The 22904-nt window shown below is 46.4% G+C and carries 27 protein-coding genes and 1 tRNA gene; 5 read left to right on the top strand and 23 right to left on the bottom strand.

The window, feature by feature from the left end:
- Position 1: 1 nt before the first annotated feature.
- The 20 genes from T2812B_RS06310 to amrA form a co-directional block, all read right to left on the bottom strand.
- The gene (locus T2812B_RS06310) at positions 2-580 is read right to left on the bottom strand and encodes an RNA methyltransferase (protein ID WP_008194808.1); all 579 of its coding nucleotides are present in this window, start codon (positions 578-580) and stop codon (positions 2-4) included.
- A complete protein-coding gene (gene trmD / locus T2812B_RS06305; protein WP_008194806.1) occupies positions 574-1311 on the bottom strand; it encodes a tRNA (guanosine(37)-N1)-methyltransferase TrmD in 738 nt (245 codons plus the stop codon). Before trmD ends, T2812B_RS06310 begins: the two co-directional genes overlap by 7 nt.
- Positions 1311-1841, bottom strand: coding sequence for a ribosome maturation factor RimM (gene rimM, locus T2812B_RS06300; RefSeq protein WP_008194804.1), 531 nt, complete (start codon positions 1839-1841; stop codon positions 1311-1313). The genes trmD and rimM overlap by 1 nt, the downstream gene beginning before the upstream one ends.
- 4 nt (positions 1842-1845) lie before the next feature.
- On the bottom strand, positions 1846-2073 hold the full coding sequence (locus T2812B_RS06295; RefSeq protein WP_004081981.1) for a KH domain-containing protein: 228 nt from the start codon (positions 2071-2073) through the stop codon (positions 1846-1848).
- A complete protein-coding gene (rpsP, locus tag T2812B_RS06290) occupies positions 2070-2357 on the bottom strand; it encodes a 30S ribosomal protein S16 (RefSeq protein ID WP_004081979.1) in 288 nt (95 codons plus the stop codon). The genes T2812B_RS06295 and rpsP overlap by 4 nt, the downstream gene beginning before the upstream one ends.
- A 13-nt stretch (positions 2358-2370) precedes the next feature.
- Positions 2371-3672 (bottom strand): signal recognition particle protein, encoded by a 1302-nt coding sequence (gene ffh / locus T2812B_RS06285; RefSeq protein WP_008194800.1) that lies wholly within the window; start codon positions 3670-3672, stop codon positions 2371-2373.
- A 151-nt stretch (positions 3673-3823) separates the two neighbouring features.
- Positions 3824-4096 carry an acylphosphatase gene (locus T2812B_RS06280; protein WP_008194799.1) on the bottom strand — a complete coding sequence of 91 codons (273 nt, stop codon included), beginning with the start codon at positions 4094-4096 and terminating at the stop codon, positions 3824-3826.
- Complete coding sequence (locus T2812B_RS06275) at positions 4071-4877, bottom strand: mechanosensitive ion channel family protein (RefSeq protein ID WP_008194796.1); 807 nt, start codon at positions 4875-4877, stop codon at positions 4071-4073. The genes T2812B_RS06280 and T2812B_RS06275 overlap by 26 nt, the downstream gene beginning before the upstream one ends.
- 4 nt (positions 4878-4881) lie before the next feature.
- The gene (locus tag T2812B_RS06270; protein WP_008194794.1) at positions 4882-5682 is read right to left on the bottom strand and encodes a hypothetical protein; all 801 of its coding nucleotides are present in this window, start codon (positions 5680-5682) and stop codon (positions 4882-4884) included.
- Positions 5679-6788, bottom strand: a complete 1110-nt coding sequence (gene tgt, locus T2812B_RS06265) for a tRNA guanosine(34) transglycosylase Tgt (protein ID WP_008194792.1) — start codon at positions 6786-6788, stop codon at positions 5679-5681. The genes T2812B_RS06270 and tgt overlap by 4 nt, the downstream gene beginning before the upstream one ends.
- A complete protein-coding gene (locus T2812B_RS06260) occupies positions 6773-7381 on the bottom strand; it encodes a cyclodeaminase/cyclohydrolase family protein (RefSeq protein WP_008194790.1) in 609 nt (202 codons plus the stop codon). The genes tgt and T2812B_RS06260 overlap by 16 nt, the downstream gene beginning before the upstream one ends.
- Positions 7371-8117, bottom strand: a complete 747-nt coding sequence (gene deoC, locus T2812B_RS06255; protein WP_008194788.1) for a deoxyribose-phosphate aldolase — start codon at positions 8115-8117, stop codon at positions 7371-7373. Before deoC ends, T2812B_RS06260 begins: the two co-directional genes overlap by 11 nt.
- An 11-nt stretch (positions 8118-8128) precedes the next feature.
- Complete coding sequence (locus T2812B_RS06250; RefSeq protein WP_008194785.1) at positions 8129-8677, bottom strand: HD domain-containing protein; 549 nt, start codon at positions 8675-8677, stop codon at positions 8129-8131.
- Positions 8674-9342 carry a DNA repair protein RadC gene (radC, locus tag T2812B_RS06245; RefSeq protein WP_038050999.1) on the bottom strand — a complete coding sequence of 223 codons (669 nt, stop codon included), beginning with the start codon at positions 9340-9342 and terminating at the stop codon, positions 8674-8676. The genes T2812B_RS06250 and radC overlap by 4 nt, the downstream gene beginning before the upstream one ends.
- Positions 9269-9883 (bottom strand): Maf family nucleotide pyrophosphatase, encoded by a 615-nt coding sequence (locus tag T2812B_RS06240; RefSeq protein WP_038050996.1) that lies wholly within the window; start codon positions 9881-9883, stop codon positions 9269-9271. The genes radC and T2812B_RS06240 overlap by 74 nt, the downstream gene beginning before the upstream one ends.
- Entirely contained in the window at positions 9807-10352 is a 546-nt protein-coding gene (locus tag T2812B_RS06235) for a Gx transporter family protein (protein WP_038050993.1), read from the bottom strand. The genes T2812B_RS06240 and T2812B_RS06235 overlap by 77 nt, the downstream gene beginning before the upstream one ends.
- The gene (locus T2812B_RS06230) at positions 10349-10699 is read right to left on the bottom strand and encodes a NusG domain II-containing protein (RefSeq protein ID WP_008194777.1); all 351 of its coding nucleotides are present in this window, start codon (positions 10697-10699) and stop codon (positions 10349-10351) included. Before T2812B_RS06230 ends, T2812B_RS06235 begins: the two co-directional genes overlap by 4 nt.
- A gap of 5 nt (positions 10700-10704) precedes the next feature.
- On the bottom strand, positions 10705-11754 hold the full coding sequence (locus T2812B_RS06225) for an FAD:protein FMN transferase (RefSeq protein WP_038050987.1): 1050 nt from the start codon (positions 11752-11754) through the stop codon (positions 10705-10707).
- Positions 11721-12716, bottom strand: a complete 996-nt coding sequence (gene amrS, locus T2812B_RS06220; protein ID WP_004081949.1) for an AmmeMemoRadiSam system radical SAM enzyme — start codon at positions 12714-12716, stop codon at positions 11721-11723. Before amrS ends, T2812B_RS06225 begins: the two co-directional genes overlap by 34 nt.
- A 12-nt stretch (positions 12717-12728) precedes the next feature.
- On the bottom strand, positions 12729-13253 hold the full coding sequence (amrA, locus tag T2812B_RS06215) for an AmmeMemoRadiSam system protein A (RefSeq protein WP_008194772.1): 525 nt from the start codon (positions 13251-13253) through the stop codon (positions 12729-12731).
- Between the two features lie 76 nt (positions 13254-13329).
- On the opposite strand from amrA, the gene T2812B_RS06210 reads away from it, so the two are divergent.
- Complete coding sequence (locus T2812B_RS06210) at positions 13330-14220, top strand: DUF1385 domain-containing protein (RefSeq protein ID WP_008194769.1); 891 nt, start codon at positions 13330-13332, stop codon at positions 14218-14220.
- Here the strand turns inward: T2812B_RS06210 and T2812B_RS06205 are convergent.
- From T2812B_RS06205 to T2812B_RS06195, 3 genes are read right to left on the bottom strand one after another with little or no spacing between them, the layout of a single operon-like run.
- The gene (locus T2812B_RS06205) at positions 14116-14991 is read right to left on the bottom strand and encodes a glycosyltransferase family 4 protein (RefSeq protein WP_008194766.1); all 876 of its coding nucleotides are present in this window, start codon (positions 14989-14991) and stop codon (positions 14116-14118) included. The genes T2812B_RS06210 and T2812B_RS06205 overlap by 105 nt on opposite strands.
- Complete coding sequence (locus tag T2812B_RS06200) at positions 14972-16789, bottom strand: nucleoside-diphosphate sugar epimerase/dehydratase (protein ID WP_008194763.1); 1818 nt, start codon at positions 16787-16789, stop codon at positions 14972-14974. The genes T2812B_RS06205 and T2812B_RS06200 overlap by 20 nt, the downstream gene beginning before the upstream one ends.
- Entirely contained in the window at positions 16783-18195 is a 1413-nt protein-coding gene (locus T2812B_RS06195) for an HD domain-containing protein (RefSeq protein ID WP_008194761.1), read from the bottom strand. Before T2812B_RS06195 ends, T2812B_RS06200 begins: the two co-directional genes overlap by 7 nt.
- Positions 18196-18273: 78 nt before the next feature.
- On the opposite strand from T2812B_RS06195, the gene recJ reads away from it, so the two are divergent.
- From recJ to T2812B_RS06175, 4 genes are all read left to right on the top strand, one after another.
- Entirely contained in the window at positions 18274-21141 is a 2868-nt protein-coding gene (gene recJ / locus T2812B_RS06190) for a single-stranded-DNA-specific exonuclease RecJ (protein WP_008194759.1), read from the top strand.
- A complete protein-coding gene (locus tag T2812B_RS09575) occupies positions 21138-21758 on the top strand; it encodes a RuvX/YqgF family protein (protein WP_008194757.1) in 621 nt (206 codons plus the stop codon). Before recJ ends, T2812B_RS09575 begins: the two co-directional genes overlap by 4 nt.
- A tRNA-Arg gene (locus tag T2812B_RS06180) sits at positions 21749-21824 on the top strand. The genes T2812B_RS09575 and T2812B_RS06180 overlap by 10 nt, the downstream gene beginning before the upstream one ends.
- A 67-nt stretch (positions 21825-21891) precedes the next feature.
- Complete coding sequence (locus T2812B_RS06175) at positions 21892-22902, top strand: rod shape-determining protein (RefSeq protein WP_004081933.1); 1011 nt, start codon at positions 21892-21894, stop codon at positions 22900-22902.
- Positions 22903-22904 lie beyond the last annotated feature (2 nt).

The following is a 22904-nucleotide window of genomic DNA, read 5'->3' as shown; positions in this document are numbered from 1 at the left end:
TTCAATCCCTCCTCGCGTAATTTTCTCCTATCAGCCGATCGATGATGATGGCAGCAGCCGCTCTCACGGAAAGATGGTTGAAATCAGACTGCGCCCTTATGGGCTCCAGTACGTAATCGGATATCTCGAGAATTTCATCGGGAAGACCCCAGCCTGTACCGAGAAGTATGAGAACAGGTTTCTCGGTTTCCATGATTATTCTTCTTCCCTCTTCGAAAGAAATGTCATTTTCGCGTTTTTTCGCAGAGGTGAAGAAGATCAAAGGTCTTTCTCCTTCGACACTTTCTATGTCTTCCAGCACATCCTCCAGATAGGATTTGAGCTTCACGAGCTTGAGAGATTCCGCTCTGGAAGGATTGTACCGACTTCCAAAGCCTTCTCTCCAGAATTTTAACATCTTGCTTACCATATCCTGCTGTGCTCTGAGGTTGGTCACGATGTAGTATCCCTTGAGGTTGTACGTTCTCGCGGTCCTTGCTATATCGTGGACATCGAGGTTTGTCACGGCCGTTGATATGATGCTGCCGTCTTTTCCTCTTATTGGGTAGTGAATCAGGGTCACGTACACCTTCTCTAACATTTCTCCATCAACTCCCTGAACAACTCTATTATAGCCAATTTGTCCATTTCGTCCAGTTCCTTTGTCAGGAAAAGATCTGGCCTCTTTGCCAGTGTTTTCTTTATGCTCTCCTTTCTTCTCCAGAGCTCCACCTTTTCGTGGTCTCCAGAGAGGAGAACATCTGGAACTTTCATGCCCTTGTACTCATACGGCCTTGTGTAAACGGGATGATCAAGCAGTCCCTGATGAAACGATTCTCTTTCTACAGATTCTCTCTCGACAACACCCGGTACAAGCCTCACAACAGCGTCAGTTATGACCATTGCGGGTAGCTCTCCACCTGTGAGTATGTAGTCTCCTATGGATATTTCATCGTCAACGATGCTCATCACTCTTTCATCTATTCCTTCGTACCTTCCACAGAATATAACGATGTCGTCCTTCTTTGAAAGTTCTTCTGCTATCTTGTAGTTGAAAATTCTCCCCTGCGGACTTGTGAGAATAACGTAAGGTTTTCCATATTTTCCTACGTAACTTTCGTAGAATCTGAAGAAAGGTTCAGGTTTCATCACCATGCCGTATCCGCCGCCGTATTGATAATCGTCAACCGTTCTGTGCCTGTCGGTGGTGTAATCCCTCAAATTCTCCACGTTTATCTCCACGATACCTCTTTCTACCGCCCGGGCTATGACGCCGTACTTCTTTATAACTTCGACCATTTCAGGGAATATAGTCACTATCGTGATTCTCATCAAATCCACTCCATTTCCTTTGCTATGATCTTTTTCGCACCTTTGTCGATTTCAACTATACAGTCCTTTGTCATGGGGATCAGGGTTTCCTTCTTCTTTTTTCTCACTACGAGTACGTCGTTCGAACCGGTTTCTATTATGTCAACTACTTTTCCAACGTTTTCGCCCGACTCGTAGAAAACATCGCAGTCCAGTATTTCGTAAAAGTAGTATTCGTCTTCGTTGAGCTTTGGAAGTTCCTCGTATTTTATGAAGACTTCACAGCCTTTGATCTTTTCTGCGGCTTCTATCGTGTCTATCGATTTGAACCTGATGAGAAAGAGCTTGTTCATCCTCCTCACAGACTCAACGGTGAGGTTGTAAAACGCCTTCTTCTCGCTGTTGTAAAGAACCACACTGGAGAGGTTCTTCACGATTTCCTCAGAGTTCGTGTAAGGGAAGAACTTGACCTCTCCTTTGAGACCGTGTGTGTTGACTATCTTTCCAATCGCCACTCTTTCATTCAACAGGTCTTGAATGGTTCTTATCATACTCTCACCGGACCACCTTGATGGTGATCTCCTTAGAATCTCCCATGAGCGCACTCAAAAGTATCTTCAAAGATTTTATCGTTCTTCCATCTTTTCCTATGACCTGTCCAACATCTTCTTCGTTCACAACGATTTCGTATACTTTCTTTCCTTCTTCGTCGAACTCCATGACCACAACCTCTTCGGGATGCTTCACTATTCCCCGAAGAATCTTCTCGAGGAGCTCCTTCATTCAGCCGTGGCCTCCTCTTTCTTTCCGTACTTTATCTCGTGGACCCTCTTCATAACCCCGAATTTTCTGAAGATATCCCTCACAGTGTCGCTCGGCTGGGCTCCTTTCAGAATCCATTCCACGGCTCTTTCCACATCGATCTTTATTTCCCCTTCTTTCAGAGGGTTGTAGTATCCAAGAGACTCGATGTAAGCACCATCTCTCCTCTTCCTGCTGTCAACAACGACTATTCTGTAGAAAGGCTGGTGTCTCTTTCCCATCCTTGTGAGTCTGATCCTTACCACCGAACACACCTCCTCAGAATCCAAATGGTATTTTGAATCTACCTTTTTTCATCCTCTTCATGAGAGTTTTCATCTGTTCATAGCTTTTGAGAAGTTTGTTCACATCCTGGACGGTAGTTCCACTTCCACGTGCGATTCTCCTTTTTCTACTGGCGTTTATTATACCGGGATTTCTTCTCTCTTCTACGGTCATCGAATTTATGATGGCCTCGATCTTTTTCAGCTCCTTTTCACTCATTTCCACATCGACCTTCGGTGCACCTGGAAGCATCTCAAGAATGGAAGAAAGAGGTCCGAGTTTTTTCATCTCCTGAAGCTGTTCTTTGAAATCTTCCAGGGTGAATTCTGCCTTCAGGAACTTTTCTGCGCTCTTCTTCATCTTTTCCTGATCGAGTTCCTTTTCCACTTTTTCGATCAGTGAAAGAACGTCCCCCATTCCCAGGATTCGGTTTGCGATTCTGTCTGGATGGAACGGCTCCAGACCATCGAGTTTTTCACTCGTTCCAATGAATTTAACGGGTTTCCCAGTCACGTACTTTATGGAGAGAATGACTCCGCCTCTTGCATCTCCGTCCATCTTCGTTACAACGAATCCTGTTAAATCGAGCCTTTCATCAAACACCTTGGCGGTATTGACCGCGTCCTGCCCCATCATCGCGTCAACGACGAGCAGGATCTCATCTGGGTTCAGGATTTTCTTTATCTCTTCCAGCTCTATCATCATCTCTTCGTCTATGTGAAGCCGGCCAGCGGTATCCACTATCAAAACATCTTTTCCTGTACTCTCAGCAACGTCTACAGCTTCTTTCACTATCTCAACGGGTGTTTTGTTGTAATCGTGAACAACGTTTACACCAATCTGATTTCCAAGCTTCACAAGCTGATCAACGGCTGCGGGACGGTACAGATCCGCTGCGACAAGCAAAGGATTCCTTCCCTCTTTTTTGAGGAGCTTTGCGAGTTTTGCACACGTTGTGGTCTTTCCGCTTCCCTGAAGTCCCACCATCATTATGGGAGCTGGCCTGTGGACGAGTCTCAATGGTTCGTTCTTTTCTCCCATGATTCTTACCAGCTCGTCTCTCACTATCTTTATGAACTGCTGGTCCGGTGTGAGACTCCTGAGAACTTCATCTCCGAGAGCTTTCTGGAGGACGTGGTCCACGAATTCTTTCACAACTTTGTAGTTGACATCAGCTTCGAGCAGGGAAAGCTTCACTTCCCTGATAGCGTCTTTTACATTCTTTTCTGTGATCTTTCCGCGTCCAGACAGATTCTTGAAAACTCTGGACAGCTTCTCCTGAAGATTCTCGAACATCGAAACACCTCCGAAGGACCTTCTCTCATATTAGACGCTTCTCATTAATACCAGGTTTCCAATCATCTAAGGAGTAGCGCACTTAATGTTACAATTTATTTTCAATGAATAGGTGGTTTAACTTAATCCACCTACTAAACTACACATGTTTTTAATAATACCTGATCGTGAAGTCCTCGTATCCTTCAGGCGTAGTTTCTTCCACACTCACGTTCGTCACAACCGCCGCAGGTGGGCCTTTCGCGACCTCACTCAAAAAACGCCGAAGGGCATTTTCATCACCTTCGGCGTGTATAAAAACAGACCCATCATCCATGTTCATCACGTAACCCTTCACACCAAGAGATTTCGCAACTCTCCTTGTGAAATATCGAAAGCCCACTCCTTGAACGATCCCCTCAACTCTTATTTTCAGAGCCTTCATGCTTCCACATCCTTATGAATTCTTCGTCAAAATGCACGTCGAGTTGTGGGAAAGGTATGTAGATACCCTCTTTTTCTAGATAATCCTTTATTCTGAAAGCCAATCTCTTCACACCTTCGAAGAAGTTATCACGGTTGACCCAGAATCTGATAATGAAGTCTATGGAGGAACTGTTGAACGCGGAGAAAACAATAGCTGGTGCCGGATCTTTTTCAACGGTTTCTTCGTCTTCCAGCGCTTTCTGGAAGATCTCCACCACTTTCCTCAAATCAGCCGAGTAAGGAACTCCCACCACTATTTCCTGTCTTCTAACGTTTGAAGGCCAGAAGTGTATTATCTTGTCGTTCCAGACAGCCTTGTTTGGTATCATCACCCTTCGACCATCCCAGGTCCTGATCACGGTATGATTCAAATTCACCACTTCGACGGTTCCAGAGACTCCACCAGCTTCCAGAGCCTCTCCTTCCTTGACAGCTCGAGACACGAGAAGGAACAGACCGGAGAAGAAATTGGCCAGCGGTTCCTGAAGAGCAAGACCTATGACAAGACCTCCGATACCCACTCCAGCGAGAAGTGGTGCAAGACTCAGATCCCAGATGTCGAGAATTATCATCACCGCGATCACAGAGATAATCAATCCCAGGAAGAATCTGATGGTGTTTCTCATTTGAAGCTCTTTTCCGAGCTTTTCTACACTCTTTTCGATGAGCTTGAACAGCCATTTGAAAACCAGATAAGAAACAACAACCGTAACCGCCGTGAGGATCAGTCTGGCGAGCATGCTCTCACCACCTCACAGCGAATTTGATGCCTGTTCCCTGAGTGTAGTAGTACTCAGAGAAAGGATCGCTGCTCACGGGTGAACTGATGATGAACGTGCCAAAGCCCACAGAGACGTTGTTCACAGTTGCGTAGAAACCAAGAGAGATTTTCACGGCATTTTCTTTCGTTTTGGTGTTGCTCAGCACCGAAACTCCCAGACCCGCTTTTTGTTCCGATCCGATCGTGAAGTCTATCCTGTTTTCCAGCACTTCCTGGTCAAATACCAGAGAGTAGGAGAATCTGTTTTTCCTGGAGGAATCGTAGAAAAGCTTCAAAAGATAAGTTCCTCCCATGTAATTTCCTTTCTGACTCCAGAGAGTGAAATCCCGAACGCTGACACCAAAACCAACATCTTTGAACAGGTAACCAGAGACACCCCCGTGGAGATCGATCTCTTTTCTTTCTTCCTGATCCATGGTGAAAGAAACACCAGCTCCGACATTCAAGCTCTCTTCTGGCGAAAAGGCCGCATCGTATTCGATCGTGGTCCTGTAGCTGGATTCCGTTAGAGTGCTTCTTTTCAAATACAACACTCCAGCGATGTTTGGTGCGGGAGTCTGGAAGAGTCCAACCAGGAAGGTTCCCAGAGATTCGCTTCCGCTTGAAAACACCTGATACGAACCCATGACTCCCTGTTTGTTCATGGAAAGAAGCCGCGCGGGATTTTCGAAGAAAGCCCACTCACCAGAATAGGAAAAAATCTCGAGCTGGGAAGCCACCGCCAGTGTTGAAATCACGAGAATCAAAAGAAAGACCTTCTTCATACATTCACACCCCCTGAAGAATAGACTTCTACTACTCTGCTTTTCAGTTCCTTGAAAGTTCCACTCTCTATAGAACGCCTTACTTCCTTCATTAGAGAGATCATGAAGTTGATGTTGTGAATCGTGAGGAGTATCTGCCCAAGAACCTCTCCGCGATCGAAGAGGTGATGGATGTAAGACCGTGTGAAATTCTTGCAGGTATAACACCCGCACCTTTCGTCCACCGGTTCGAGGGATCGCTTGTTGTAAGAGGCCTTGAGGTTGAGTTTCCCATTCCAGGTGAGCGCAGTTCCGTGTCTTGCTATCCTGGTTGGGAAGACGCTGTCGAACATATCCACTCCTCGTTCAACGAGTTCGAGTATGAGTTCTGGAGACCCTCCTCCCATGAAATAACGGGGCTTATCTTCTGGAAGAAACTCCACCGTGACTTCGGTCATTTCAAGAGTGAGGGATCTTTCTTCACCTACGCTCAATCCTCCTACGGCGTATCCATCGAATCCAATCGATGTGATCTGAAGAGCGCTTTCTCTCCGCAGATCCGGGTAGATCCCTCCCTGAACGATTCCAAAGAGTGCTTGATTCTCTGTTTTGAAAACCTTTTTAGATCTCAAAGCCCACCGATAGGTCCTCTCTGTTGCCTCTTTCACCTCTTCGTAATCGGCATCGGGTACAGGACAGTGATCGAAAACCATGCAGATATCCGATCCCAGAGCGATCTGAACCTCCATGGATATCTCTGGATTCAGGAAAACTTTCGAACCGTCAATAGGAGATCTGAAGACCACACCTTCATCGTCTATCTTAATTTTTGGGAGGCTGAAAACTTGAAACCCCCCACTGTCGGTGAGTATCGGTTTTTTCCATCCCATGAAGTTGTGAAGTCCCTTGTGGAGCTTTATGATCTCCACACCGGGCTTCAACATGAGGTGAAACGTGTTCGAAAGAATTATCTCCGCTCCCGCTTCTTCCAGATCTCTGGGAGTGAGAAGCTTCACGTTCGCGTTGGTTCCAACCGGCATGAAAACAGGAGTTTCAACAGCTCCATGGTGAAGCTTTATGGTTCCCCGTCTTGCTTTTCCGAAAGTTTTTTTCACTTCGAACTCCACACGATTCCCTCCAGCATCTTCTTCACCCTCTGATAGCACCCTTCAATCTGTGCTTCCTGTTCTTCGAGCTCTTCCAGCATGTTTTTCCTGAAAGTCTCGTCTGAAATCTCTTTCAAATTGATCAGAACGTTCACCTTTTCAACCTGAAAGACCGCGCGGCAGAGATCTGCGGCGTTCAACGTGTCCGATGCCAGATTCTTGTTTCCAAATTCGGCGAGCTTCTCGAGCTCGTGTGCGAGGTCTTTCATCACCCTTATCACGTCCATCGGTACAGAAGCGGCTTCCTTCAGAGCATCCTGAAGCTCTCCTTCAGAGGATTTGTAAGCTTTCATGACCTTTTCAAAGGCTTCCATGTCTTTCTTTGAAAGATCGAAGAGTTTCAGTCTCGCTTCTTCCATTGCCTCAACTATCCTCTCCATCTCCGGTTCCACATCTTCGTAACCCTTTTTCTTCCTGGTGAAATTCGCAACCATTTCAGCGAGGGCACACGCCATGGCTCCCACGACTGATCCAACTGCTCCCCCACCAGGAGTTGGCTTTCTCTCCGCAACCATATCACAGAATTCTTTGAGCGAAAGGCGTTCAACCTCCATATCTCTCTTCTCCCTCCTGAACGATCTTAACTCCCGAACTCGTTCCTATTCTATCAGCACCGTGCATGATCATTTTAACAGCGTCCTCGAAGGTTCTGATCCCTCCGGAAGCTTTTACACCCATCTCATCTCCCACGATCCATTTCATGAGATGAACGTCTTCTGCGGTCGCCCCTCCTGTTCCAAATCCCGTGGAAGTCTTCACGAAATGAGCTCCAGCGAGTTTGGAAATGACACACGCCGCTATCTTTTCTTCCGTATCCAGATAGCACGTTTCGATGATCACCTTCACGACTTTTCCTTTCACCGATTCGACAACACTTCTTATATCCTCGTAAACGTACTCCCACTCCTTTGCCTTGAGCATGCCAACGTTGATGACCATATCGATCTCATCGGCTCCATTCTCAACAGCGAAGATCGCTTCATGGGCTTTCGTCCGAGTTTCGTTCGCTCCCAGTGGAAAACCAACAACGGTGACGACTTTCACATCGGTTCCTTCGAGTTCTTCACGAGCCAGTTTCACATAACACGGATTCACACAGACTCCATAGAAACGATTTTCCCTTGCTTCAAGACAGAGTTTTTTTATATCGTCTGGTGTGGCAAACGGTTTCAGATTCGTGTGCTCTATAGCACTTCTCACATCTTCGATACCCGCGCTTTCTCTGAAAGGCTTGAACTCGTAGGACTCTCTGTACTTCGCTATTGCCTCCTCAATCCTGTACTCTATCATGAGAAATCACCTCACAGACCGATTTCAGAAGCGATCGATTTCATCGCCTCAAGAGAAATTTCCAGGAATTTCTCAAGAGAGAGCCCGAAGTTCTCACAGGTTCTCATCTGTTCCCTACTCGCTCCCTTCGCAAAGGCCTTTTCCTTGAATCTCCTCAGCAGAAAATCCACATCGATAACATCCAGTTTCTTCTCTGGTCTGATCAGTGCGGCCGCTACTATAAAACCAGTGGTTGGATCCACCGCATACAAAGCCTTCTCCATCAAAGTTTCTGGAGTTTTCTTTTCGCAGTGGGCCAGAATAGCGTTGAGAACGTCTTCGGGTACGTCCTCATCTTTCAGGATCTCCAGGGTCTTCAAGCCATGTTCCTCGGGTTTATCTTTGGTGTAGTCGTAATCTAGATCGTGAAGAAGTCCGGCAAGACCCCATTTTTCTTCGTCCTCGTTGAATTCCCTAGCGAGAGCTCTCATAACAGCTTCCGCTGCAAGACAGTGCTTCACAAGATTTTTCGTTTTAACGTGGGTTTTCAACAGCTCCATTGCCCTTTCTCTGCTGATCAAAGTTCTCCCTCCTCCCTGAAGCTGAAATATCCTCGTCTCGATACGATGACGTGATCCACAAGACTCACCCCAAGGATCTCTCCCGCTCGTTTCAACCTTTCCGTGATCAAACGATCTTCTTTGCTGGGAGTGGGATCACCAGAAGGATGGTTGTGAACGACGATCACTCCAGATGCATTAGCCCTGATAGCCGTTCGGAACACGTCCCGCGGATGTATCAAACTCCTGTCAGAAGTTCCAACAGTGAGTGTGTTTTCTCCTATAACGTTGAGCTTCGTATCGAGACAGATCACCTTCACAATTTCCCTCTCAAGATACACCATCTCCTGGCAGTATTTGTAAACTTTCACGGAAGAGTCCAGCTTCTCCGGTATCCTTTCCAGTTCTCTGTGAAGTCTTTTTCCAAGCTCCAGAGCGGCTTTCAGAGTGATGGCCTTGACCATACCGACCCCTTCGACCGAAGCTATCTCTTCGAGACCTGCGTTCGAGAGTTTTATCAACGAGCCGTCAAACCTTTCAAGAAGATCCTTTGAAAGTTCGAGAACGTGTTTTCCCTTCTTTCCAGTTCTCAACACTATGGCGACGAGTTCTTCAACCGAAAGCGACTCTGGCCCCGCCTTTATCATCCTCTCTCTTGGAAGCAACCTTCCACCATCCCTTTTCATAGAGGTACTGCCAGACCATTCCAAGAGGAAATCCCACCACAGTAAAGAAATCTCCTTCTATTTTTTCAACGAAGACGGCCGCGAAATCCTGTATCCCATAAGCCCCCGCTTTGTCGAGAGGTCTGTATTTCTCAACGTAGTAATCAATCACACTCTCTGGGAGTTCTCTGAACCTGACCTTCGTTGAAGAAACGAACACGTCTTTCGTTTCACTGGAGACGAACGCCACCCCTGTGTAAACCACGTGCCATTTTCCAGAAAGATTCTTCAGCATGTATTTCGCTTCTTCCAGAGACTCCGGCTTTCCCAGTATGTTACCATCCAAAACCACCACCGTATCGGATCCAATGACGAGTATTCCCTCTTCTTTCCTCTTTTTGAACACCCACTCCGCTTTTCTCAACGAGAGTTCTCTAACGGTCTCTTCGGGACTTTCAAGAAACTCCTCTTCAACATCAGGCTTTTCAACTTCGAACTCTATCCCCAGCAACTTCATCAGCTGCCTTCTTCTGGGCGAAGAAGAAGCGAGAATAATTCTCAAACACTATCCCTCCCATTCTGCTTGCCAGGAAGGCGTTGACTGTTCCCGAGACAAGACCGAGTATCACCATCAAAGGAAAGAGCAAGAAGGTCTTCGTGCTTTCAACTAGAAAAGATATGACGATGAGCTGAACAAGGTTGTTCACAAAAGATCCCATTGCACTCAAGCTCAAGTAACCAAAATCGAACCGGGCCAGAAGTGATTCCACCAAGGCAGCGGAAACGGCACCGAAGAATCCAGTTAAAAAAGATGGAGAAAGAAACCTGCCGGAAAAGAGAGCACCCAAAATGCTCTTTGCAGATGCGACGATCAGAGCATCGCCAAAACCAATTTCCGAAGCTATCATAAGGACTACCGAGTTGGAGAATCCCCATCTTCCAAATGGCACCGGAAAAGGGAGCAAGTTCTCCAGGACATAAAAAGTAGAAGAAAGAGCCGTCAAAACAGAAAGAAATGTGATTCTCCTCACCAGGTCACGGTATCGTAATCTGTCTTTTCTTCGAAGAATATTATCACCTCGTTTGGCACACAGATGATGGTCCCTCCTGGACCAACCCATCCCGTTTTCACGCACAGTTTCAAAGGACAGGTTGACTCGACGACTCTGACCCTGTTCCCATCGAATTCCACCTTCATGAGGAATTTTCCGCTCTCTGTTATGTCGTACGTTCCTGGTTTCGACAGAATCTTTCTGAAATCTTTCCCTTGAACTACAACTTTGCTTCCTTTTTTCTCCGAAGCGAGTATTGAAAAGATAAGGACAACAAAGATCAAAATGATCAGCACCACATCTTTTTTTCTGAAGAAGCTCCTCACCTTTTTCACTCTCTTTCGAACAGCTTGAAGGTCTCAGACCTTTCGATCGCTCCTCCTTCAAGAACTATCAGCGGATGAGCTCCCATATTTGGAAAATCGAGTACCACCTTTCTCCAGTCTTTTCCGGCCATCACAAAACCCGCTGTGGAGAGTGCGTCGGCTGTGGTGGCATCTTCGGCTATGATCGTTACGCTCCACACACCACGAGCAGGATACCCCGTTGAAGGATCGAGAATATGATGATACCTGACACCGTCCACAACGAAATATCTTTCGTAATCACCGGAAGTCGCAACCGCTCCAGATTTCAGATAGATGTAATCTATCACATCGTCTCCCCTGGGATCCTTTACTCCTATCACCCACGGATACTTTCCGAACTTTGGCCCGATGATACGAACATCCCCACCCGCTTCGACAAACCCCGTTGCGTTCTCATCAAAAGAGAGTGCTATCTGTCTAGCCCTGTCGAGGGCGTATCCCTTCGCTATACCACCAAGATCAATCTTCACACCGTTTTTAACCATCACTCTCATGTTCTTATCGTCGAAGAGAACGTTTTTATACCCGGTATGCTTCAGAACCTCTTCGATCTCTTCCCGAGAAGGCACCCTGAGATTTTCGTAGTTCCCGGTAAACCCCCAGAGTTCGAGAAGCCTTCCTATTGCTGGATCGAACGCTCCATCTGTGAGCTCTGCGAACGCGCAGGCCGCTTTGATCAAACTGTAAGTCTCTTCGTCCACCTCGACCCATTCGTCGGGATGATCGTTTATCTTTTTCACAACGCTTCTTTCATCTGTGAAAGAAAACTTGTAGGTAATCCTCTTCATGTCTTCCAGAATGGCTTCTGCGATCGTTCTGGGATTTATCTTCTGAGAGGAAACGACTATCCTCACACTCGTTCCGAGAGCGAAATCTCTGAGCTCATAATACTGATCTTTCGTTCGGATGAGAAGTAAAGTCAAGAGAATCGCAAGAGAACCTAGAAGAAGTGAAGAAAAGATGATGACGTTTCTTCTGGTTACCCGATGATCGTTGCTATCTGACGGCCACATTTTGTGCACTTCCCTTCCTCATCCAGACCCACTTTTTCCACTTCATATCCCTGTCTTCTGATCACAAGATTTCCGCAATCCGGGCAGAAAGTGCTCTCGTATCTTTCGTCCCACACGTTACCGAGGTAGACGAAATTCAGATACTCTCTGGCCATCTCGTATATCTCGATGAGCTCTTCTATCGGCGTTGGAGGTATGGTGTACTTGTAATTTGGAAAGTAGCGGCTTATATGAAGAGGGATGTCTTTGTCCAGATCAGCGATCCACTCGAATTCTCTCCTCAGGTCTTCTTTGTCGTCGTTCTTTCCCGGAATTATCAGCGTGGTGAGCTCAACGTGAATTCCAGCGTTGTAAACCTTCTCTATGTTTCTGAGGACCACGTCCAAATCTCCCCCGATCTCCCTGTAGAAATCTCTGTTGAATCCCTTGAGATCTATGTTCATCGCATGCACGGACTGAAAGAGGAGTTCCAGAGGTTCTTCGTTTATAAAACCGTTGGTCACAAGAACGCAGTACATACCTTCTCTCACAGCCACACGAGACGTGTCGAGAACGAACTCGTACCAGACAAGAGGCTCGTTGTATGTGAAAGCGATTCCTTTTGAGTTTCTGTTCATCTGGGCTATCTTGACAAGCTGTTCTGGAGTGACTCTTTTGGTTTCTGGCTTTGCTTGCGAAATCTCCCAATTCTGACAGAAACCGCACTTGAAATTGCAGCCGAAAGTTCCCACGGAGAATATCTGCTCACCAGGATTGAAGTGGAAAAGCGGTTTCTTTTCTATGGGATCCATGGCGATCGCTGTTACTTCACCGTAGTTCAGACTCACCAGAGAGCCGTTTTTGTTCTTTCTCACACCGCACAACCCGATTTGTCCGTTATCGAGTACACATTCATGCGGACACAGAAGGCACTTAACTTTTCCATTCTCAAGAATTTCAAAGTGCAAAGCCATCCTCTCCATGTCCCATCCTCCTCATTTGTAGCGTTCAACTGTGAACCTGTAAATCTCCACATCGTCGTCCCACTCGGGGATTCCGGCTTTCAGCTTCGCTATTCTAAGCTGTTCTTCGACCGTATCCACACCTTCTATGTCAGGAAGAAGGAGACCTCTCCTCCAGCCCTTCACCACTATCACACCGTATTTTTTCGGGTCGAGCTCGGAGATATCCCTCACCGGTTCAGGAGGGCTGAGAATGTCCACGTGCACAATGATATCGTCGAGTTCATCGGGCGAGACCGGAGGAAACCTTGGGTCCTGAGTGGCAGCCGCGATGGCGTTATCTCTTATCTCGAGAGCGAGATTCGGCTTTGTGGGAAGATAAGTTCCTATACAGCCCCTCAGAGAACCGTCCGTTTTGTGAAGAGTTACAAAAGCTCCCGCTCTTCTTTTGAAGAGCTCTTCAGGAACACTTTCATCGGGTTCAATCACTTTTCCATATCTCACGTAATTCTCTATGACCCTTATTGCCCATTTCACGTAAGGATGCTCACCTATCATGCTCCCACCACCTGTAACAATTATAGCACCTGTTGTATCATAGAATTTGGGAGATCGTGAAAGGAGAGGATAGAACGTGAGAGCAGGTGGTCAGGCGGTAATAGAAGGAGTGCTTATGATCGCAAGAAAGGTTTCCCTTGCCGTCAGAAAGCCAGATGGGAACATCGAAGTCAGGGTACTCGGGAAAGTAAGATTTCCAGGTTGGGCGAAGATACCTTTCTTGAGAGGTTTTTATTCGCTTTTTGTTTCTCTCTACTTTGGAATAAAAGCCCTCAATCTTTCCTCCGAAATCTCCTCCGGTGAAAAACTGAAGGAAAGCGAGAAATTCTTTTCTCTCATCACAGCCGTTGGACTTGCCGTTGGTCTTTTTGTGATAGTACCCATTTTTCTGACCAACTTTCTGGTGCCGAAGAAAGGAGAGTTTCTCTACTCGCTTGTTGAAGGCTTCATAAGGGTTGGACTCTTCCTTCTATACGTCTGGATCATCTCCCTGTTCAAGGATGTGAAACGCGTGTTTCAGTACCACGGTGCGGAACACATGACGATTCACGCTTACGAACATGGAGAGGAACTCACACCGAAAAATGTGAGAAAGTATTCGACGATACACCCAAGATGCGGGACCAACTTTTTGATGATCTTTCTAATAGTGGCCATCCTTCTTCTCAGTCTGGTCGGTGTCGTTGTGGAGATGAACACCTGGACGAGGATCGTTTCAAGGCTCGTCCTTCTTCCTTTCGCAGCGGGGATTTCTTACGAACTCCTGAAAGTCATAGCCTTTTTCAATGGAAAGGGACTGGTGAAGCTTCTCTATCTTCCAGGGTACCTTCTTCAATACCTGACCACGGCAAAACCAGATGATTCACAGCTTGAGGTTGCCATCACCGCGCTGAAGCACGCAGTAGGTGAAGAGAAGGACACAATAGAGGACAACGTAAAGGAAGATGAAGTAGAGCTTTTGGGATAGTCCAAGAAGATTGAACATCAATGAAAAGGAAACGAGGATCAGAAGTGTTTTCCACTTTCCAATTTTTCTGGAAAACACGTGGTGAGTGTGTTTCTCATCTGGAGAGAACGGGTTTTTCTTCGCAACTAGTCTTCTCACAAAACTGAACACGATCTCGTAGAACGGAAATCCAAGGAAAAGTGTGGCGTATCCGAGATCTCCATCGAAGAAAACCACCGATGCCGTGGAGAGGTAAGCCCCAAGAAGAAACGAACCACTGTTTCCCAGAAAAACCTTTGCGTCTGGGAGGTTCCATGGAAGAAAACCGATTATCGAAAACGCAAGAGACCTTTCTCCAATCATGAGCGAAGAAAATAGAGATATTCCGCTCAAAAGGCCGTCCAATCCATCGACTACGTTGAACGCGTTAACCATACCGACAAACCAGATCACGAAAAAGACAGGATGTATCCTCGCTCCAAAGATACTGACCTCGATGGTCACAGCGGTGGAGAACCAGACAGCAACCAGAGCGGTCACGGCGAGTTTGATTCTGTAGGAGAGGTCAAAAAGATCATCCAGAAGCCCAAGAAAAAACAGGGGAATCGAAAAGAGAAAAAAGGGATTGTCTCTTTCGAAGATGAGAAGCGTCAGGAATATGGAAACACCACCGACCGGTGGAACCGCTCTCCCGTGGGATTTTCTGGAGTCAGGATGATCGAGAAATCCCGTCTTCTTCGCAAAAACAGACAATACCGAAGTCAGGAAGAAACTAATTATCGCTTCCCACATCTATTTGTGCCTCCGGGACTAATTTTTTCATTTCGGTGAGAAGTCCTTTTACGTCGCTGTTTTCGAAGGCTTCTTTCATTCTGTTGATTGCCTGTTCTACACTCTCTTTCCCTGGAAGAACGGATGTCTTCACTCTGAAGATTTTCGAGTGTGGAGTCAACTCTTTCACTTCGTAAGGGTAGAGCAACTCTTCGTACATCTTCTCCCCCGGCCTGATTCCGGTGAAAACTATCTTTATGTCCTGGTAAGGGGTGTATCCAGAAAGCGTGATCATGGTTTCCGCAAGTTTCAAGATGGGTATCTGCTCTCCCATGTCGAGAATGAAGAGATCCTTTCCGGAAGAGAAGAGAAGGGACTGGAGAATTAGGGAGACGGCCTCAGGTATGGACATGAAGTAGCGCTTCATTCGTGGATCCGTCACCGTTACAGGACCACCCTTTTCTATCTGACGGCGAAATTTTTCCACTACGCTTCCCCTGCTTCCAAGAACGTTTCCAAACCTCACGATCGAGAAATTCGTGCTGTTTTTTTCTCTCGAAAGGATGTAGAGTTCCGCTATCCTCTTGGTGAGGCCCATCACAGAAGTGGGATTCACCGCTTTGTCTGTCGAGATGAAAACAAAATACTTCACACCGAACCTTTCGGAGATTTCCACGAGATTCATCGTTCCCAGAACGTTCACTCTGAAAGCCTCAAGCGGATTTTCCTCCATCAAAGGAACGTGCTTGTGCGCCGCCACGTGGAAGATCACGTCCGGCCTCAGCTGGGTCAACCAGTGTTCCATTATCTTTCTGTCGGCAACGTCCGCTATGATCCTTTTTTTCTTCACCTCCGGAAAGTGTTCGGTGAGAAACTCGTTTATGAGATATATACTGTTTTCTCCGTGGCCCAGAAGAAAGATCTCCGCTGGGTTCATCCTGGCTATTTGTTTGCAAAGCTCAGAACCGATACTGCCCCCTGCTCCGGTCACAAGAATTTTCTTCCCTTTCAAGAATTTTCCTATTTCATGAAAATCCACCTTCACCTCTTCGCGCCCCAGAAGGTCTTCTATGGATATTTCCTTCAAATGGGAGATCCTGACACGTCCTTCTATCAGCTCTCTCACACTGGGGAGGGTCTTTACTCTGACCATTTTCAAATCGATGCTTTTGAGAATTCGTTCCATCTCAGCTCTGGAAGCTGAAGGTATAGCTATCACGATTTCGTCCACGTTCATTTTCTCCACGAATTCCATTGTTTTCTCTATTGGTCCAAAAACCGGAACTCCCCTCACCTTTCGACCGATCTTTCTGGGAGAATCGTCCACGAAGGCCACTATTTTTCCTAAGTGTGGGTGTTTCTCGAATTCCTCGAGGATAGAGACTCCCGCATCTCCTGCCCCTATGACCAGTATTCTCTTCTCCCCTGAGGTTTTTCTTAGCCTGTTCACAGTCAGCCACTGCCATGTGATCCTGCTCAGCACAAGAAGGACCATCGAACCAAGAAAGGTGGCAAACCCCACGGATCTGGGAAGAACTATTCCCCTGTAAACATAAAAAAACGCAAGGTTGGAAAGATAGGAGATAACGCTTCCTCTTATGAGAATGAGAAAGTCTCTGGCATTGGCGTATTCCCACACGATGGAATAGATTCCGTTCAGAATGTAGACAACAGCCGAGACAGCGGTGTATATGATCACGGATTCGTCATAACGGCTCATTTCCTGAAAATCAAAACCGAACCTCGAAAAGAGCGCCACCACACCCGCAAAGTACGTCAGAGCCACGTCGATTACAAAAAGGAGTGCCTTTCTCACCATCTCGTAATCACCCTTCTCCCATCTTCTGGTATAACTCCGTACTTGAAAAGTACCTCACGTACATCTTCGGTTACGTACACCCTCACGATCTGAATCATGTTGCTCACCATCAACCTGTATGCGGGGTATTTCTTCACGTACTCGTCCACCGTGAGAATCTCATCATGTTTGGGATCGTAGAGAAAAACGTTGTTCTGGAGAAACTCATCGGGATGAAAGATGGTGAGTTTGTACGGTGTGTCGATCCTGAAGAATTTCTCTCTGTTATCGCGAATTTCTTCGAGAATGTTTCTGTCGGGATCTTCTACGTTTCCGCTGGACAGCACACGGTCGATATTTTCGATGATCTTATCGATCAGGTTTCTGGCTGCGGACAGGCTGAGTTCAGATGGATCAAACCCTTCAGCGGAGAAGGGGCGCTCAACCACCATCTTCCACAGATCGCGATTTTTGAACCGCTCCACGAGTTTTTTCGTTTCACTGTCCCCCTTCAGTTCGAGTTCTCTGAGAATGGAATAATCTGTCAATTCGAGGAATTCGTCGAGATCTTTCAAGCGCTCTTCCAAATCGAGAATCTCACAGGCCCTCGAGAGTATCTCCTGAATCATGAGATCGGCAGCACGGGACGTTTTGTGGAAATACACATTTTTGTACATCATGAATCGGCTGAACAGTATCGAATATATGTTGTCAACCACCTTCACGTGGTAACAGAGTATCTCTTTTCCATCTACCTTTTTGACAAGAGAATTTCTCAGCACCCTGTCCACGTTCATCGGAGCAAAATGCCCCACTCCGCTGTAGTAAGAGTCCCTCAGCAGGAAATCGAGCCTGTCGGCTCCCAGCGGTCCCTGGATGATGTTGAAATCCACACTCCCCGTTTCCTCTCCTCTGTATACCTCAACTACCCTTTTTGCTATCTCCTGAAAGGCGTCTTCCAGGGAAACCTCTCCCACCGATTCTCTTATATCTTCGATTACTGCTCGTTTCAATCTTTCGTTGTATGAGTTGAAAACCCTCATCATCTCTTCTGGAAGCTTTTCCGTTATGAGTCTGTTTCTGAATTCGTCGTGACCATCCTCGTAACCGTATCTTTTGAAAACCACATCGTCGAACTGATGACTGAACGGACCGTGTCCAACATCGTGCAGCAAAGCGGCAAGACGTACTATCCTTATTCGATCGCTTTCTTTGAAAAGGTTCCTCGCGTACAATCCGGCGACGTGCATGGTTCCCAATGAGTGCGCAAAGCGCGTGTGAGTCGCGCCGGGATACACGACGGTCGCCCCTGCCAACTGCGAAAGAAAGCGAAGCCTCTGAACCACTTTCGTGTCGGTGGCTAGTATTTCCAGTGGATAGAGATATATTTCCGAATGCACAGGGTCCCTTGAAACCTTTTTGAACACACTATCACCACCCTTCTGTTAAATTGTATCACTCAAAAATATGGTAAAATTATTAAAAAAGAAAAGGAGAAGCGGAGGATGAAAAAGTGGGAACTTTCACAGCCTGATGAAAAGGCTGTGTCAGAGATTTCTCAGCATTTTGGTCTCAATGAAATTGCATCGAGAATACTCGTAAACAGAGGCTTCACCACCAGGGAAGCGGTAGAGGCTTTTTTGTTCGTCAATGAATCCCACCAGCACGATCCCTTCCTCTTCAACGATATGGAGAAAGCGGTTGAAACCCTGCTTGAAGCCCGTTCCAGAGATGAGCTTGTTCTGATCCACGGAGACTACGATGTGGATGGTATAACTTCCACCGTTATGTTGAAGGAATTCCTCGAGGAGAACGGCTGGCGTGTTGATGTTTATATTCCCCACCGTATCGAAGAAGGATACGGTATCCAGCCAGAAAACATCTCGACCTTTAAAGAAAACAACGTCTCCTGTCTTGTAACGGTTGACTGCGGAATAACCGCGCTGGATTCAGTTGCTCTCGCGAAAAAATTCGGAATGAAAGTGATCGTCACGGACCACCACGAGGTGAACGGCGATCTTCCCCCCGCCGATGCCATTGTGAACCCAAAAGTACCTGGAGAGAACTACCCATTCAGAGATCTTGCGGGTGTCGGTGTAACTTACAAACTCGTCCAGGCTCTCTCTGAAGCGACCCATTATCCCCATCCCGAGAGATTTTTGGAGCTGGTAGCTCTTGGAACGGTCGCCGATATGGTCACCCTCCTCGACGAAAACAGATACTTCGTGAAAAAGGGAATAGAGCTGCTTTCAAACACAAAACGTGTGGGTTTAAAGAGACTTCTGGAAAGACTCGGACTGAGAAATCTCACATCGCACGATATCAGCTATAAGATAGCCCCCCGTCTCAACGCAGCGGGCCGCATGGGAAGTGCCAATGACGCCTTCAATTTACTGATAATGAACGATCCAGCAAAAGCAGACAATGTTGTGGATAGATTGATGGAGCTGAACAGTATCAGAAGGAAAACAGAATGGGCGATATACAAAGAAGCAATTGAAATAATCGAGACAAACGACCTGTGGAAAGATCCCGTCATAGTCGTTGCGAAAGAAAACTGGCACGTGGGAGTCATCGGCATAGTCGCTGCCAAACTGGCAAATCGTTATGAAAAACCCGTTGCAGTCGTCTCTCTGGACGAAAAGATAGCGAAAGGTTCCATAAGGAGCTACAATGGTTATGACATAATGAACATTTTCAACGAAGATATTCTCAAAATATTCGAGGAAATAGGGGGTCATTCCTCGGCGGTTGGCTTCTCCTTGAAAAGAGATCAATTGGAACCGTTCAGGGAATACATCAGAAACATTTCTCTGGAGGAACGAGAAGAGAAGGTAATCGTTGATGCTGAAGTCAGAATGGAAGATATCGATGATCGCTTCATTGAAGACATAAAAAAACTCATGCCCTTCGGTCAGGGAAATCCGGAACCTGTTCTTCTCTTCAAAGACGTCCTGGTAGAAAAGATCCATTTCTTTGGAGAAGACGGCAGCAACGTGTTCCTTCACCTGAAAAACGGTGAAAAGAACCTGGAAGTTGTGGGATACAATTTCAAGAACCTCTCGAGTTCTCTTTCTACATTACCAGTAACTCCCACCAGAGGAGACGTTGTGGTGAATCTGCGCCCCATGGGAAATGGAATTTCTTACTATCTCGTCTCGCTGGATGTGAAGCCTATTCTTTCTGTAAAAAACAGAGAAGTGAGTCATATACTGAGTAGATCTAAAGAAGAAAAAACACTGATAAAAGTACCTTACCCATCAAAAACAAAGCTTCTGCTTTCCATAAAAGAAGAGCTTCGGGGAAAACTGGCGATCGTTTCTTTAACGAACGCTACGACTCAAAACATTCTGGGGTGCCTTTCGAGGTACTACACCTCCAGAAACTTGGGATTTGTAAATTCCACCTTTTCTAAGGAAGAAGAAAGCGATATTGTTCTCTTCACCCTTGCTGGTTTTCTGAAGAAACACCGTCTGGACGATTTTGAAGTATTCGTGGTGAACGAGTTCCAGGATTTTCTGGCGCATCGCGACAGCGAACTGGTCAAAAACTTCCTGGACATAGTCGACAAACACCCGGGAAAATTCATCTTCGTTGCCTCGATGGAACACCCAGGGTTGGAAGAGTTTCTGAAAAAGGAAAAATACGATGTCGTTGAGTTGAGAACTGACGAACCTGAGAAATTTCTGTTCTCCGATCAGAGAAATTCTTTCGACTTAGGTTCTCTTGTGGACGCTCACAGTTTCGCGGTGGTTGTTTCTGAGAAAAAACTCATACCAGATCTTTATCGGAAGATTGGCAAAGATGCAATCGTTTATTACGCAACCATGGACATGGAAAAGAAAATAAAGGTAATTGGATTGATGGAAAGCGGTTCTGCTCGAAAAGCGATCATCACAAGCAACACCGATGGGCTTCCGACACACATAAAAGGCGATATCTTCTTTTACGACTTCCCGCTCAGCATTTACGAAATAGTGGATCTTTTGAGAAGAAAATCGGTGGTTAACCTCTGCTACTCTTCCTCCGACATTGAAAAGCGTCGATACGAGCTCAACAAGCTGTTTCCGGATCGTGAAAAGCTAAAAGAAATAGCGATCACAGCGATGAATCTGAAAGACAAAGAAAAACTGGAGAAGATTTTGGAGAGCGAGTACGATCTGAGCAGTGCCACTTTGAGAAAGATTTATTTGGACCTTCTGGAAGAATCCGGGTTCAACTTCGATAGATGGAGCTTCTCAGAAGATGAAAGGATACCCTGGAGACTACTTGAAAGGGAACTCGAGATAGCCCAGTTCGAAGAGACAGCTTCTGTTCTTTCAAAGGATCTGAAATGTATATTCAACTTTTTTAAGGATACGGTGGTAAAGTGATAGTCGCTGTGGATTACGGAGAAAGGAAATGTGGAGTCGCATTTGGAGAAATTCTTCCTCAAAAAAGTCTTGTGATACCCACAAAGAACCTGAAGGAATTCATCAGAAAGCTGAAACCTGATAAAATAATCTTTGGATTACCTCTTTCGATGAGTGGAAAATACACCCAGCAGACGTTCAAAACAGTCGCAGTTGCCCTTAAATTTTCAAAAGAGTACGAAACATATCTCTGTGACGAAAGACTCACCACGAAAATAGGAGAAAGAATCTCGAAGAGAGATGACGCCGTGAGCGCCGCTCTGATTTTTCAGTCTTTCTCCGAAAATCCCTTTGCATGTGAAAAAGTCACAGATCCAAGAAAAAAAGTCGATTTGGCTTTGGAAAAAGTCGATGGAGAAGTTCTCCTGTACGAGTTTCCGGATCCTTCTTTGAACATCGAAGCGAGAGAAGTTGATGTGGTCACGAAAAATCCGGTTCTTGCTTATTTCTACAGTAAAAATGGATACTTCGTTGAAAGAGAACCTCAGGAAAAGAAGTACGACCTGATCATTTCTGGAAAAAACTGCGAAGAGTTGAAGAAATACCTGAAAGAAAACGGTAGACTGGTGTGCCTGTAGCTCAACGGATAGAGCGCTGGACTCCGGATCCAGAGGTTGCGGGTTCGAGTCCCGCCAGGCACACCAGATTTTTTTTTAATTCTTAGGAAAAGTACATTTTGAAGAAGAAATATCATGACGAGGAGGTTTTAAAATGCCAAGAGGTGACATCGGAATAGATCTCGGAACAGCATCCATAATCGTTTACAAGAGAGGAGAAGGAATTGTCCTGCACGAACCTTCTGTCGTTGCGATCTCAGAAAAAACTGGGGAAATCGTCGCCATAGGAGAAGAAGCGAAGAAGATGCTCGGTAAAACTCCGGAAGGTCTCAAAGCGATAAGACCCATGAAAGACGGCGTGATAGCGGACTACAGAATGATCGAAGCGATAATAAGAAACTTTCTGAAGAAAATCATAGGAAGGTTCAGCTTCGTGAAACCTTCTCTCATCATAGGTGTTCCCACGAAAATAACCGAGGTAGAAAAGAGAGCGGTGTTCGAAGCCGGTTTGAACGCTGGTGCCAGAAGGGTTCACATCGTTTCTGAACCGATCGCAGCCGCGATAGGTGCCGGAATAGATGTGATGGCTTCAGAGGGAAACATGGTGGTGGATATCGGAGGAGGGACCACGGATATAGCGGTCATCAGTCTCGGCGGCACGGTTGTGGGAGAGTCTGTTAGAATGGCCGGAGACGCGATGGACGAAGCCATCGTGAAGTTCATAAGGAAAAAATACGGCCTCATCATCGGAGAATCCACCGCTGAAGAGATCAAGAAAAGAATAGGAAAAACACATCCAGCTTTTGAAAACTACGAAATAGAAATAAAGGGAAGAGATGTGGTGACGGGTCTTCCGAGAACAGATCGCGTGAGCTCGGAAGACGTGAGAGAAGCGATCGAACCCATCATCTTCGCGCTTCTTACAAAGCTCAAGAACGTCTTGGAAAGAACACCACCAGAACTCTCTGCCGACATCATAAACAACGGCATTCGTCTGACCGGTGGAGGTGCACTGCTCAGAGGACTGGACAGAACCATATACGATGAGATACACGTGAAGACGATCGTGGCAGACGATCCCATAACCTGTGTCGCGAGGGGAACGGGGATCCTCCTCGAAGATGAGAAGCTCCTGAAAACCGTGTGCGAAACCTACTCGAGGTGATG

This window comes from Thermotoga sp. 2812B (assembly GCF_000789335.1).
In the GTDB taxonomy this organism is placed as follows: domain Bacteria; phylum Thermotogota; class Thermotogae; order Thermotogales; family Thermotogaceae; genus Thermotoga; species Thermotoga maritima.
This window is presented reverse-complemented; position numbering and strand designations above follow the sequence as displayed.